10 protein-coding genes are annotated in these 13,931 nt (G+C 71.7%); 2 read left to right on the top strand and 8 right to left on the bottom strand.

Annotated elements, in window-relative coordinates:
- Nucleotides 1-14: 14 nt before the first annotated feature.
- From KRR26_RS19640 to KRR26_RS19620, 5 genes are all read right to left on the bottom strand, one after another.
- On the bottom strand, nucleotides 15-1,433 hold the full coding sequence (locus KRR26_RS19640; protein ID WP_217080536.1) for a hypothetical protein: 1,419 nt from the start codon (nucleotides 1,431-1,433) through the stop codon (nucleotides 15-17).
- Nucleotides 1,430-2,806, bottom strand: coding sequence for a hypothetical protein (locus tag KRR26_RS19635; protein ID WP_217080535.1), 1,377 nt, complete (start codon nucleotides 2,804-2,806; stop codon nucleotides 1,430-1,432). Before KRR26_RS19635 ends, KRR26_RS19640 begins: the two co-directional genes overlap by 4 nt.
- Nucleotides 2,806-4,734 (bottom strand): hypothetical protein, encoded by a 1,929-nt coding sequence (locus KRR26_RS19630; RefSeq protein WP_217080534.1) that lies wholly within the window; start codon nucleotides 4,732-4,734, stop codon nucleotides 2,806-2,808. The genes KRR26_RS19635 and KRR26_RS19630 overlap by 1 nt, the downstream gene beginning before the upstream one ends.
- Nucleotides 4,731-6,719: a protein kinase domain-containing protein gene (locus KRR26_RS19625; protein WP_147422895.1), complete on the bottom strand. Its 1,989-nt coding sequence runs from the start codon at nucleotides 6,717-6,719 to the stop codon at nucleotides 4,731-4,733. The genes KRR26_RS19630 and KRR26_RS19625 overlap by 4 nt, the downstream gene beginning before the upstream one ends.
- A gap of 101 nt (nucleotides 6,720-6,820) precedes the next feature.
- Nucleotides 6,821-7,192, bottom strand: a complete 372-nt coding sequence (locus KRR26_RS19620) for a PEGA domain-containing protein (protein ID WP_217080533.1) — start codon at nucleotides 7,190-7,192, stop codon at nucleotides 6,821-6,823.
- A gap of 332 nt (nucleotides 7,193-7,524) precedes the next feature.
- Here KRR26_RS19620 and KRR26_RS19615 point away from each other — a divergent pair, with 332 nt between their 5' ends.
- Complete coding sequence (locus KRR26_RS19615) at nucleotides 7,525-8,109, top strand: superoxide dismutase (protein ID WP_120203443.1); 585 nt, start codon at nucleotides 7,525-7,527, stop codon at nucleotides 8,107-8,109.
- 42 nt (nucleotides 8,110-8,151) lie between these two features.
- Here KRR26_RS19615 and KRR26_RS19610 read toward each other — a convergent pair whose 3' ends face one another.
- The 3 genes from KRR26_RS19610 to KRR26_RS19600 are packed head-to-tail and all read right to left on the bottom strand — an operon-like array spanning nucleotide 8,152 to nucleotide 12,577.
- Nucleotides 8,152-9,147 carry a hypothetical protein gene (locus tag KRR26_RS19610; RefSeq protein WP_217080532.1) on the bottom strand — a complete coding sequence of 332 codons (996 nt, stop codon included), beginning with the start codon at nucleotides 9,145-9,147 and terminating at the stop codon, nucleotides 8,152-8,154.
- Between the two features lie 31 nt (nucleotides 9,148-9,178).
- Nucleotides 9,179-11,185, bottom strand: a complete 2,007-nt coding sequence (locus tag KRR26_RS19605) for a serine/threonine-protein kinase (protein WP_217080531.1) — start codon at nucleotides 11,183-11,185, stop codon at nucleotides 9,179-9,181.
- A 51-nt stretch (nucleotides 11,186-11,236) separates the two neighbouring features.
- Nucleotides 11,237-12,577, bottom strand: a complete 1,341-nt coding sequence (locus KRR26_RS19600) for a trypsin-like peptidase domain-containing protein (protein ID WP_217080530.1) — start codon at nucleotides 12,575-12,577, stop codon at nucleotides 11,237-11,239.
- A 258-nt stretch (nucleotides 12,578-12,835) separates the two neighbouring features.
- On the opposite strand from KRR26_RS19600, the gene KRR26_RS19595 reads away from it, so the two are divergent.
- Nucleotides 12,836-13,849, top strand: a complete 1,014-nt coding sequence (locus KRR26_RS19595) for an ATP-binding response regulator (protein WP_217080529.1) — start codon at nucleotides 12,836-12,838, stop codon at nucleotides 13,847-13,849.
- The last annotated feature ends 82 nt before the right edge of the window (nucleotides 13,850-13,931 follow it).

Below are 13,931 nucleotides of genomic sequence, written 5' to 3'. Positions count from 1 at the left end.
CGGGTCCTCTCACTTCAGCGTTGCCCGCGGTCGTCGAGGTCGCGCGTGGAGCCGGATGCCGATGGCCGCAGTGGGGCGCGCACGGACGTCGTGGCCCGTGCGCTGTCGAGCCCCGGCGCGGAGGCGCGCAGGGTCACCGGGCCCGCGTTCATGCCACGCACGTAGAACAACGCGACACGAGACGCCGGCGCCAGGGCGAGCCCCGCGATGGGGCTCGCGCAAGCCGAGTCACCGTTGAAGGTGTATTCCGGCGTGGGCTCGGCAGCGAGGTCCACCTGCGTTGGACCGGGGGCCAGGGTGGGATTGTCGAAGGCGTCGCGGACCTCCAGCGCGACGGGGCCCGAGCAAGCCCCCGCAACCAGCACCTCCGGGACCGAGGCGAAGGCGAGCCGCGCGGGTGCGGCCGGGACGACCTTGAGGGACTGCATCGCCGCGCGCAGGGTGCCCGTTCGGGCCGTCAGGGACGCGCCGCCCGCGCGCCCGATGCGCAGGTAGAAGTTGACCGAGTCCGCGCCCGCGTCCATCGAGAGACGTGCAAGCGGCGTCGTGCAGCCCTCATCGCCATAGACCGTTCGCGTGCGCGGCAGGTCTTCCTCCAGGGCGATGTCGAGCGCGTCGCGGCTGGCCACGCGGTCGCCCTGGTCATCGACGCGCGCGAGCGTCAACACGGCGGTGCACTCTCCCGCGGTGACGCTCCGCGCCGGGGTGACGAAGCGCAGCGCCACGGCCTCTCGCGCCGTGACCTCGAAGGGCGCGGACGTTCCCGTGTGGCCGGCATCGTCATCGAGCCGCAGGGTGTTGGCGGTCATGGTGCGGCGCACTTCCAGTTGGCCGCTCCAGGCCCCATCGCGGAACGGGCCCAGCACGGAGGGCACGGCGGTTCCTGAGTCGTCCGTGAGCTTCGCGGAGCCGTTGAAGCCGCTCAGGCGCTGCCCCTGGCCGTCCACCGCGAGCACCGTGACGGTGAAGGGCTCACAGGCGTGCTGCGCGCTCACGGCCTCGAAGCGGAAGCTCGCGAGCGAGCGTGTGCGCTCACCCACGGTGGCGAGCACCTCGAAGGCCCGCGCCAGCGTCGCCTCGCGGCCCGAGGGATCCACCACGGTCAGATCATACAGGCCACTCGCCAGTCCCGCGGGGATGAGGGCCTCCAGTTGATCCGGTCCGGTGAGCTGGACCGCGTCGAGTGCCTCCTGGCCGAGTCGCGCCTGGAAGGTCGTGTCCACGGTGTCGCGGCCATCGTGTGAGAAGTCGGTCCAGACGCTCGGGCGCAGGCCCTCTCCGGTGATGGTGACGTGCAGCGGGGCGCTGGCTTCGCCGCTGGCGGGAGACAGCCAGAGGAGTCGAGGCTCGGGAGCGACGGGCGTCCCGCAGCCCACCAGCCACCCCAGTGCGACGAGGCGCGCGGGTGCGCGGAGGCGGATGAACAGGCTCATGGCTCCACCCGGAGTTCTTGCGAGGCATGGCCAAGTCCCGAGGCTGGGGGCGCGGCGGACTCGATGACCCAGGTTCCAGCGACCGGGGCGCGAAAATAGACGGTGGCGCTCGGCGCGCGCTCGGAGACGACGAGCGGACCGCTGGGCGTCGTGCAGCTCGGATCCGAGTACAGCGTGAGCCGAGACGCCGGAGGAACGCTTAGCCCCAGCTCGATGGGGGCGCTGGGGCCGTGGATGTTGCCGAGGCGATCGCGCGTGGAGACCGTCACCGCGGAGGAGCAGCCCCCCGCGACCACCACGCGCGCAGGAGAGGTGAAGGCGAGCGCGGCGGCGACACCCGGTTGGACCTCGTGCAACTGGCTGTCGCCGGGGAGCGCGGCGGGACGGGCGCGAAGGAGCAGAGGGCCCGCGTGCCGCACGCTGACATAGAGCGACTGTGAGGAGCGCGTGAGCGAGAGGCCTTCTGCTGGCAGGGCCTGGGTGCAGGTCGCATCGGTGAACAACCCGACCCCGTCGAGGGGATCCGCTCGGATCGCGACGAGCATCGGCCCGTCGAACGCGGCCACCGCTCCTTGTGCATCGCGCACCTCCAGCGTGGCGGGGCCCATGCACGTACCGGCCTCGGCGCTGAGTGTGGGGTTCGACCAGACGACCCGCGCGGCTGGGGCCTGGCGCACGTCGATGGGGGCGGACTCAGCGGTCACGCCGCCGGTGACTTCGAGGCACAAGCGGTTCTGTGGCGTGGGCAGGGCGAGCGTCACGAGCGCGCTCGCGCGGCCCTGGGAGAAGGGGCCCACGCTGTCTGGGATGACGGCGCCACTGCGCGCGCTCAGCCGCGCCGTCCCTTGAAAGTCCGGCACCGGTTGCCCCTGGACATCCACCGCGGTGACGGTGATGGGGAAGGGGATGCCCGCGTGCTGCACGGACTCCATGCCGACCTGGAATCCGGCGACGGGGGGCGGCGCGGGCGTGACGCGATAGCGGAGGCGTCCCTCGGCCTCGGCGCCGGAGGGCTCTCTCACGCGCAGGGCGTAGTCCCCGCGCGCGAGCCCCGCGGGCACGCGCGCGCTCAGGTGCTCATCGGAGAGGAACCGCACGTCGAGCAGCGCTACGTCCTCGCCCGTGGCGTCGAGCGGGGAGAGCCACGCCTGGAACGTGGCGTCCAGCGAGCCGGTCTTGGCCGAGAAGTCCGTCTCCACTCGGGGGTGGAGGTCGCGTCCCAGGATGTCTACCGCCACGGTGGCGGTCATCGCGCCTTGCGCCGGGCGGACGGCCAGCACGCGCGCGGGAGTGTCGTCGCCGGGCGCGCACGCCGCGAACACGAGGCCCAGGCCCAGGGCGCCACCGCGCAGCAGGAGGCTCGCGGCGCGCATCAGAGGACTCCGATGCGATAGCCCACGTCGAGCCCAGGTCCGCCCGCGTCGAGCCGGAACCCGCTCGCGGAGACCGGCGCGTGGACATAGGAAGCCTCGGTGAAGAGCTGACCCGGGCCGAGCGCGTAGCTGGCCGTCAGGAAGCCCAAGCCCCCCAGGCCCATTGCCTCGACGCGGGTGTCGGAGAGCGAGGTCCGGAAGCGCGCCCAGGTGGCCGTGCCTCCGGCGCCCAGGACGAGGCTCGCCCGGCGCGAGGCGAACAACTCCACCCCCGCGCGGAGGCTCACGGGCAGCGCCCACGCCTCGGACCGCGAGGTGAGCGAGCCCGTGGTGTCCTGCACGTTTCGTTGGAACCGCGATGCGGCGGCGGCGAGCCCCAGGCCCCACCAATGACCGCGCACGGCGAAGGGCACCCACGCCTCCAGGCCCGCGCGCGGACCCAGCTGCGCGCCGTGCACCACGCCCGCGCGAACACCGAGCAGCAGCCGGTGGGGAGGCGCGCGCAGCGGCACGGGCACGCGCTGCACGAACTGCCCGGAGGCATCCGTGATGGTCAGCTCGACGGGATCCTCGGGGAGTCCCGAGGGCGCCAGATACATCGACTCGTAACGGCCATCCGCCAGCGCGCGCGGCGGACTCACCGCGCCCTGGTTCGCCACGACGATGAGGCGCGCGCCATCGAGCGGGAGCCCCGCCGCGTCGCGCACGTCGAGGGCCAGCCGCACGCGCGTGGAGCCGTCCGCGGGGACGGGGACCTGGGCCAGCGCGGCGTGCAGGGCTCGGGGGATGGGAGGCGGGCGCAGTTGGTAGCGGACCTCCGTGCGCGCCGACGGGCCCGAGGGTGTGCTCACGGTGGCCTCGAAGCGCACCAGCCCCCCGGGGGGGAAGAACGCAGGCGCCACGAAGGGCACGCGGTACAGGCCGCTGCCCGCATCGGTGACGCCTTGGAGGGGCTGGCCGTTGGCCCATACCTCGACGTGCTGCGCGGGGAGCCCCGAGCCGGAGGCGGAGTAGACCTGGAGCGACAGCTCCGCGCGCGAGGTGCCATCCGCGGGCAGGGGCGTCTCGGGTGGGTGCAGCACGAGCTGGGCGGGCGCGGGCAGTGACAGCGCCACGCGGACCGTGCCGACCGACGCGGCCTCGCCCTCGATGCGGGCCTGGAGGCGTGCCTCGGTCTCCAGCGTGCCGGTGAGCGGTTGGTATTGGAACTGTTCGTGGCCGTCGCTCGTCGCCACGCGCGTGATGGTGCCCAGCTCCGTGCGGAGCTGCACCAAGGCGGCGCCCACGCCCTCCTCGGCGCCAGGATGGAACACGTCCACGCGCGCCCGCCCGCGCCCATCCGCCAGCAGCGCGGGCGTGACGAGCGCCACGGTGATGCGGTTGTACGGCGGCACCTGGATGGGCACGCGGTGCGTGGCCGTGGCGCCATCGCGCTGGCGCGTCGTCACCTCCAGCGTGTGGATGTCCGGGCTCACCTCGATGGGGAGCAGGGCGAGGCCGTGCGGCCCGGCTCGTACCGGACCGAACGTGCGTCCACCCACCGTGCCGCGCACCTGCGCGCGCGGCCGGGTGCGGACCTCCACGCGCGTGGTCCCCGACAGGGGGATGGTCAGCGCGGAGAGCTCGGCGTCAGGCCCGGTGTCGTGCCACACCACCACGCGCGCCACTTGTGGAAAGCGCGTGGCGGGCGGCGTGTAGACCGCGCGGTAGACGCCAGGGCCCTGGCGGGTCACCTCGCTGAACGTGCCCACGTTGACGACCAGGCGGAGCGCGGGGCGGGGCGTGCGCGCGGGCTCCGGGACGCGAAGGGTGACGCCCACGGTCTCGGTCTTACCGAGCACGATGGGCTCGGCGTCCAGCTCCAGCGAGGCCGCGACCGCCGGGGGTCCCCAGGCGAGCAGCATCAGCAGGGCGACGGCCGTCCTCATGGGCTTCTCCGGCCCACGGGGCGAGCCCGCAGCGCGGACTCCAACGCCAGCACGCGTGCGCGCAGCGCCTCGCGGGCGGGGTCTGCCTCCAGCGCCGCGCGGAAGTGCGCCACGGCTTCGGCCACGTCGCCGCGCGAGTCCGCCACGTCCCCCAGCCACTCGAACGTCGCGGCGAGCGCTTGCAGGCGCGCGCGAATGCGCGGGTCATCGGGCTTCAGGCTTCGGGCCGCCTTGAGCTGGGCGAGCGCGGTGTCCTCGCCGGGGCCCACCAGGCGCGCCGCCGCGATGAGGCGATCCGCCGCCATCAGGTGCGCCTCCAGCGCGGCGCCGCGCTGGTGCCGGGTCCAGAGCACGCCGCCCAGGGCGGTGAGCGCGACCCAGGCGCTCAACGCAATCCAGCGCAGCACCCGCGGATGTCTCGCGGCGACGAGCCTCACCGGGCTCGGCACCCAGCCCCAGGCGCGTTTGGCGAGTCGGCGCCAGATGAGCGCCGCGTCGGTGCCGTCGCGTTGTCGGGCCACGCCGATGAGCGTCTCGGTCTCGCGTTGGGACTCGGCCAGCTCATCACCGAACAGCTCGCGCATCGTCTGCACGAGGTCGAAGGGCGGCAGCGAGTCTCGGACCTTCTCCAACGCTTCGCGGAGCGCGTGGGCCGTGGGCGCGCGGCGCTCGGGGGCGTACTCGGTGGCCCACTGCACCAGGCGATCCAGCGCTTCGGGGACCCCGGGGCGAAACGCGGACGGGCGCAAGCGCACCTGTCGAGACGCGGCGATGGCGGCGGGGCTGGAGATGCGCTCGAAGGGGCGCTCCAGCGTGAGCAGCTCGTGGATGACGAGCCCCATGCCGTAGAGGTCCCACGCTGGCTCGGGCGTCCCTCCCAGGGCCTGCTCGGGGGCCATGTAGGCGCGCTTCCCCACGGTCAGCGAGGAGTCCCCGCTGGCGAAGCTGGCGGACGCGACGCCCATGTCCACCAGCTTCACCGCGCCGTGCAAGCTGATGAGCAGGTTGCTGGGGCTGACGTCTCGGTGGACCAGGTGCAGCGGACGTCCATCCAGGTCGCGTTTGCCGTGCAGGTACTCGAGCGCCTTGCTCAGCTCCAGCCCCAGCGCCACGGCCAGTCCCACGGGCGGTGGCTGTCGGCGCTCGCGCAGGCGGTGGATGAGCTCCGCGCCATTGCGGCCATTCACATACTCCATGGCGAGGAAGGGGCGCCCCGCCGCGGAGCTCACGTCGAAGACCTGGATGACGTTCGGGTGTTGCAAGGTCGCGCTGACGCGGGCCTCGGTGAGGAACAGCTCCGAGAGGCGCGGGTGGCACGCGTACTCGTGAAACACCAGCTTCAGGGCCACCAGCTTGTCCACGCCCTCGCCCATGCGACGGCGGGCGAGGATGACCTCGGCCATGCCTCCGGCGCCCAGTCGCTTGATGAGCTGGTAGCTGCCGAAGAAGTCGAAGGGACGCAGCCCGCCCTGCCATGCATGCGGATCCCTCGCGTGGAGCAGCTCCTCGTGGGTGTAGTCGGCGAGCGACAGCGTCTCGCCCTCCGCGGTGCGCGGGATGATGCCGGCGGGGGTCAGCTCCTCGGGCAGCGTGGAGAGGGCGAGGCGCTGCGTGCCCCAGGTCGTCTCCGTGACGGGCTCGCGGTGTCGGAAGGGGGGAGGGCGGATGACGCTGCGCGAGGTCACCGAGTGCCGGGGCGTCAGGGGCAGCTCGCAGCTGCCGGGCTCCAGCTCCACGTACTTGACGAAGTAGCCGCGCAGCCGGCCCGCGAGTCCGTGCTCTGTGACGCGAGCCCGCCCCGCCGCGATGGGCGCGCCGCCCAGGAACGTGAGCTGGAGGGGGAACTCCGCGCCAATGGGCTCGGGCGGATCCGCGGGGACGAACAAGCCGTGCGACGCGAGACTCTGGTTCAGCCGTGCGCGTGAGGCCGGCTCGTCCGCGAAAGGGAGTCGGAAAACCCGGTGGTGCTTCCTGGTCTGTTTCACGCAGCCTCCCAGGGGAGGGGCGCGCGGAGAGAGGAGACGTGCCGTCGCCCGTCGTCCGCGCGCATCACCCGGTCCGTTGCAAGTCGGGATGTGCCCTCGCGTCAGGGGTCTTGAAGGAGCCGTACTTGAATCGCCTCCGCCTCCTCGCCCACGGTGACTTCGGCGCGCCACGTGGCATAGCCCGCGTGCCGGATGCTCACTTGATGGACCCCGGGCGCCAGGGACAGCAGCCCGCCCGCATCGCGCAGGCTCGCGGCCGTGCCCACCGCGTGCCCGTCCACGAACACGCGCGCGGCGCCCGGCTGCACGTCGAAGCGCAGGCCCGGGCCCTCCACGGGCTGGGGGGCCTCGGTCGCGGGGGACATCGAGACCGCCTCTGGCTCCGCCGTGGCCACCCGGACCGGGTGGGTCGCGCAGGCTCCCCCTCCCGTGGCCATGGCCAATACCAGACACAGCGGTTTGCGTGCATCCATGACTGTCCATGGAGCGCTCGCGCCGAAACAGAGTCAAGACACGCTCTGGCCCGACGAGGAGGGGTGTTCCTTCCCTCACACGCTCCGCGGGGCTCCGTCCGCTATCTCAAGCTTAAAGTCAAAAGCGTGAGGCGTTGCCGGTGTGAGGGATTGAAGCAGGCTCGCCCCACGAATCGTTCGCTCGCGAGCACCGCGTCCAGGGGCTTCCACGGAATTGACTTCCCGCCAATATATTGGCGCCCCGGCCGATCCGTGGTCAGGACGGGTGTAGTTCCCGTTCACACCCTGCGCCGAAGGCGGGTAACGTGCCCGCTCCCGAAAGGAATCCGAACATGCCCTTCACGCTGCCGAACCTTCCGTATGCCCTGGACGCGCTCGCTCCGCACATCAGCAAGGAGACGCTCGAGTACCACCACGGCAAGCACCACAACGCGTACGTGGTGAACCTCAACAAGCTGCTGGACGGCAAGCCCGAGGCGAACCGCACCCTGGAGGAGATCATCCTCAGCAGCGACGGGGGCGTGTTCAACAACGCGGCCCAGGTGTGGAACCACACCTTCTACTGGCACTGCATGAAGCCGAACGGGGGCGGGCAGCCGACGGGCGAGCTCGCCGCCGCCATCACCCGTGACTTTGGCTCCTTCGAGAAGTTCAAGGAGGAGTTCTCCAACGCGGCCGCCACGCAGTTCGGCTCGGGCTGGGCGTGGCTGGTGCTGGACAAGGGCCGGCTGGCCATCTCGAAGACGGGCAACGCGGACCTCCCGATGAAGCACGGCCAGAAGGCGCTGCTGACCATCGACGTGTGGGAGCACGCCTATTACATCGACTTCCGCAACCTGCGGCCGAAGTACATCGAGACGTTCCTCAACCACCTGGTGAACTGGGACTTCGTCGCCCAGAACCTCAAGGGCGGCTGAGTCGTCCCGAGCGCGGTGCTCGGCCGGGTCCGAGTGCCGCGCTCAGCGGGGCCAGAACGTCACGGCTCGGGCGGTCTCCGAGCTCCAGACGAGCGTCTTGCCCCGGTAGAGCCGAGGGTGTCCCCCTGAGTCCGCGAGCGTCACGAGCAGCCACGTGCCGCGGACCTGGACCCCCGCCAGGTCGTTCGCGTGGAGCGCGTGGCCGGGCAGCGCGAGCGCCTGATGCCCCTCCACCCGGCGCACCAGCCCCGTGGAGAGCATGTCGTCCTCGAAGGGCGTGGCCCAGACCGCGAGCGACATCCCTCCGCGCTTGAGCAGAGACCACTCTCCCTCGGGCTGCTCCGGCGCGAGCGTGTCGAGTTGATCCAGCAGCGTGTTGTCGTCGAGGTCGCCCGGCGTGAATCGAGGATCGAGCGCGGCGCTGGCGCGATCTCCCAGCTTCTTGCGCAGCACCATGCCGCGGATGCCGCGGATGCTGTCGGTGGCCTCCGTGGTCAGCCGCACCCAGGCCTTGTCGCGGAAGACGAAGGCGTGGGCCAGGAGCGGGTGGCCCGGCGCCTCACTGTCGAACACGATGCGCTGACCCTCCACTTCGGCGAAGCCCGCATGTTCCTGCTCGGGTGTCACACGCTGCACGGTGAGGCCGAGGAGCCGCTGGCTTGCGTCGTAGCCGAACTCAATGAGTTCGCCGATGGGAGGCAGCGGCAGCTCCTGGTGCGCGCCGGTGGCCGTCTCCACCTCGAAGAGGCGGTCCTTGAAGGCGGGGGAGGGGAACTTCTCCGGGAACGTGGGGCGGCCCAGGACGGGGGCACTGACGCCGCCTCGCCAGAAGCGGAGTGCGCCGCGCAAGCCATCCTTGCTCAGCGCGGTGGTGCCTCCCTGGCAGTCCACTTCCAGCGTGGTGAGGATGCGGCGCTCGGAGGTGCGCGCATTTACGCGCACCCAGTCACAGCCGCGCGCGGTGGGTTCGAGCAGGGAGAGGGTTGCTTCCGCCGGGCTGGCATGAAGGAGGAGCGCGGCGAGGAGGGACAGACTCATGATGGGGCGAGGGGGGGCCGAGGCGAGGGGCTTACTCCTCGGGCGGCTCCTGGAAGTCCACGGTGAAGGTCGTGCGCTGACCGGCTTCGAGGGTGAAGGACTTCTGCCAGCGGGCCGCGCCCACGGTGACGAGGAGTCGATGGGAGCCCTCGTACACGTCGAGCTCGTCCACGGGCGCGGTGCCCACTGGTCGACCGTCGACGGTGACGCTCGCGCCTTCTGGCGCGCGCACGTTGACGAAGGCCTTGTTGAGGTAGATCTGCACGGACGTCTTGCCCGTGGGCGCCACCGTCACGGTGCGCGCCACGGTGATGCCGAGCGCGCCGTTGGTCAGCGTGAGGGTGTGCCGTCCGGGGGGCAGCGAGACAGTGAGCGGCGTGCGCCCCAGCAGCGCGGCATTGAGAGACACATCCACGCGCGGCTCGACGACGAGGTCGAGGATGCCCAGGTGCTCGCTGACCGTGGCCGAGGCTCCCGCGTCGTGCGCACCCGCGTCCGCGAGCACGCCCGCGTCGACGACGGCGAGGGTGGGGGAAGGCGGCTGCGCTGGAGGGTTCTCGACGCTGACCGTGCCGCGCAACGTGCGCTGCATCACGAAGGCCCCCGCGCCCGCGACGAGCACGAAGCCCACGGTGACCATGGGCCACCATGGGCGCGCGGCGGGCGCGGCGGAGGGCATTCCACCTGGCGTGCCACCGGTTGGAACAGGAGGCATCGCCGCGGACCGCGCCGTAGGAGCAGACGCCGCGCCCGCGTTGCCCGCCGCGCGCACGGGGACAGCGGCCACGCCCGCGCCCAGCGTGGGGTCGGGAGGCGTGGAGCCCGTCACACCGGTCGCATGCGGGGAGGCGGACTGCGCGGACGCCGGGGCGCTGCTGCCGTTCGTGGAGGCAGGCGGCACGGATACGCCCGGGGAGCCTCCGGCGACGGGGGCGCTCGTCGAAGTGCCCACGCGCGGATCCGTGGGGGACGCGCCTGCGTTGACGGGCGCGGTGCCCGGGACCGCTCCACTGGCCGGTTCACCGTTGGGATCTCCCGGCGTCTCCGTGGTGAAGCCGATGCCCTTCGCGATCAACTCCGCGATGCGCGGCGCCGGAACACCGGCCTTGGCGAGTGCCTCCGCCGCGCCTCGCTCCATGAGCTGTCGCCGCGCCGCGCGTGCGTCGCTCTCCGGCGGGAACAGCTTGGCCAGGTACTCCGCGAACGACTCGTACGAGGGCAGCTTGCCCACCGCCTCCACCAGCGCTTCACGAAACGCGAGCGCCGAGGGATAGCGCTCCATCGCGCGCTTGCTGGTGGCGCGACGCACCACCGCGTCCAGCTTCAGCGGCACGTCGTTGGGCATGGGCGGCAAGGCGCGATTGATGACCGCCTTGTCCGGATCCGCCGACTCCTTGAACGGCATCTTCCCGGTGAGGCACTCGTGCAGCGTGAGCCCCAGCAGGAACACGTCCGACTGCACGTTGACGGCCTCGCGGCCTCCCAGGAGTTGCTCGGGCGCGGTGTACGCGCGCCGGTTCTTCACGCGCTTGCCGCCGCGCTCGCGGGGCGCCACCGTCAGGGCCCCGTAGCCCGACACCTTCGTGACGCCGCTGAACGAGACCATCAGCGTCTCGGGGCGGATGTCTCCGTGCACCAGCGGCGAGCCGTCGTCATTGCCGGCCACGTGGGCGTAGTGGAGGCCCTTGGCCGCGTCGGCGACCACCAGCGCGGCGAAGTGCGCCGGCATGCGGGGGTGCGCCTCCAGCACCTTGCGCAGCGGCTCGCCATCCGCGAACTCGGTGACGCGCGCCAGCCCTCCGTCCAATCGCGTCAGCCCGTGGACCCGCAGGATGTTCGGGTGCTCGAAGACGAGCGCGCGCTCCGTCTCTCGCTCCAGGCGCGCCGTCAGGTCCGCGTCTTGAGCAATCTCCTGCGGTGCCCAAATGAGCACCACGGGAATCGGTGGGCGGGCCTCCTCCATCGACAGGCCGAGGAAGGCTCGCGAGCCCTCTCCCGAAAGAAGAGGACCGAGCGACACGTAGCGGACCGGACTCATGGGGGACCCATGCTAGTGCCGTTCCCGCCGATCCTGGAATCCCTGTAAGGACTAGATGCGCTGTCCCTCGAACGGGAGGGTGATGTGGTAGCCGTACCGGCCTCGGCGCACGAGCATCAGGACGCTACGTCCCCGTCGCGCCGTGAGCAGCGCCTCCCGGAAGGTGTCCCCGTCCGGCACGGGCTGGTTGTTCACGCGGAGGATGACATCGCCCGGCTCCAGGCCAATCTGCGCCGCCGCCGAGTCCGGCCGCACCGAGGACACGGCCATCATCCCCTTGCCCTCCTTCACCCGCAGCCCCAGCCGCTCCCAGGCCAGGGTCTCGATGAGCCGGCGAGGGAACTCGACGGGGGCGACCTGCACGGTGCGCGAAGCGCCCTCGCGAAAGAGCACGAGCGGGAAGGCGGAGCGGGCGGGGTAGCCGCGCACGCGTGAGTCGAAGTCCTCGGCGTCCTGGATGCGCGAGCCGCCCAGCTCGGCCACCACGTCGCCTCGGCGCACGCCGGCTTGGGCCGCCGGGCTGTCGGGATCCACGTTGGAGACGACGACGCCGTAGGTGCGATCCCACCCGAGCCTCGCCGCGAGCCGAGGCGTGAGGTCCTCCGTGTCCAGGCCCACCCACGCCGGGCGCACCTTTCCGAAGCGGGTCAGCTCCTCGACGATGCGGCGCACCTTGTCCGCGGGGATGGCGAAGCCGATGCCCTGGCCGTTGGCGAAGATGGCGGTGTTGATGCCGATGATCTCCCCATCCACGTTGAGCAGCGGGCCGCCCGAGTTGCCCGGGTTGATGGCGGCGTCCGTCTGGATGAAGTCGTTGTAGACGCGGTCATCGGCGCGGAAGGTGCGGCCGGTGGCGGACACCACGCCCGCCGTCACCGTCTTGCTCAAGCCGAACGGGCTGCCGATGGCGACCACCGTCTCGCCAATCATGAGGTCCGCGCTGGTGCCCAGGCGGGCCGCGGGGAGCGGATCCTTCGCGTTCACCTTGAGGACGGCCAGGTCATTGGTGGCGTCGCTGCCCATCACCTCGGCGTCGAAGGTGCGACCATCCGCCAGCACGACGTGGATGGCCGAGGCGCCGCGGATGACGTGATCATTCGTGACGATGATGCCGCTCGGGTCGATGAGCGCGCCGCTGCCGAGCCCCTGAATCTTCTCCCGGCCGCCGGAGTCCGGCTGACCCAGGCCGAAGAAATCCTCCAGGGGGGAGCGAGAGCGGCCTCGGAAGCGCGACTCCACCTCCTGCTCGGTGCCGATGTAGACGACCGCGGGAGAGACCTTCTGGACGACCTCCACGACGGCGTCGCGCCGGCGGGCGAGGTCCGCGCGCGCGGGGGCGGTGATGAGGCAGGACGCCGCCAGCAGACCCCACGCCATGACTCCGGGCTTCATGTCTTCCTCCGTGCTCCGTGTCGGAGTGTCTTCCGAGCAACATCCGGACTGTTGGGAAGGCTCCGGCATTCCCGAGGATGTCCGGAATGAGTGCTCGGTCCTTCATAGTCCAGGTCTCTCTTCCGTGAACCCGTGGACCTTCTGTCCCGAGGTCCCATGGCCCTCAAGGGGGCGGGCGTGGGAGCGGGCGGCGGTGTTGGTGGCGCGAAGGCACGCGCGGAACTCCCCTGGGCGTGGCCGCTGAGAGGAAGTGGACGCATGAGTCTCGTCCTGGTTGCGGACGATGAACCCGCGGTTCTGGAGGTCCTGAGTCAGGTGGTGGAAGACCTGGGCCATGACGTGGTGCAGGCGAGGGATGGAGAGGAGGCGTTGGGGCTGGCCCGGGCGCGAAGTCCTCGACTGGTGGTGACGGACCACGTGATGCCGCGCATGAGCGGCGTGGAGCTGTGCCGGCGCATGAAGGCCGAGCCCATTCTTCACGCGGTCCCGGTCATCCTGCTGAGCGGGGTGCTGTCCACGGGGACGCCCGATGCGTGGGCCTTCCTCAACAAGCCCTTCGAGATCAACGACTTCGAGGCGCTGGTTCGTCAGTCCCTGGAGGCCGAGCCGCCGCCGCAAGCGCCCGCGAACACCACGGCGGAGGCGCTGGGGCAGTGGGTGGGCCACGCGCTTCAGGGCCCGCTGTGGCAGGCGCGTGAGCACCTCGAGCGCCTGCGCGACAGCCCCGGGGTGGACCTGGGCGCGGTGAGCGCGCTGGGCTTCCAACTCCAGTCGCTGGAGCTGCTGGGACGGCACCTCCGGGACGCCGCGCTCCTGGCCGAAGGCTCGCTGCGCCTGCGGCCCGTGACGGGAGATCTCCGGGCGCACCTGCGCGACGCCGTGGCCCAGTGGCGAGCGCGCGTGCCGGGCGCGGCGGTGCGGCTGGCCCTCCCGTCCGAGCCGGTGGGCCTGACCTTCGACGCGGATCGGATCCGCCTGGCGCTGGACGCGTTGCTGGCGAGCGCGATGGGGCCCGGAGGCGGTGTGTCGGTGGAGTTGCGCGCGTCGTGCTCACTCGTCACGGTGCGCGTGGCGGACGAGCGGACCGATGCGCCCACGGAAGCGCTGCCCACGTGGTCCGAGCCGTTTGCGCACGGCCCGCGGGGAAGCGAGGGACTGGGCCTCTATCTCGCCGCCGAGCTGGCGAAGTTGCACGGGGGCCGGATGTCCGTGGAGCCACGCGCGGTGGGCGCCGGCACCGCGTTCAACCTCCATCTGCCGCGCAGTGCCTGACGAAGTCCTGCATGACCCTCCGTGATGATCGCATGCGTCATCTGTTAGGTTTGTGATGCCTCGGGCCGCGCGGGGCAGTTCG

Origin of the sequence: Citreicoccus inhibens, assembly GCF_019039035.1 — a bacterium.
GTDB classification, from domain to species: domain Bacteria; phylum Myxococcota; class Myxococcia; order Myxococcales; family Myxococcaceae; genus Citreicoccus; species Citreicoccus inhibens.
The sequence above is the reverse complement of the archived record's forward strand: the minus strand, read 5'-3'. Positions and strand labels throughout refer to the sequence as shown.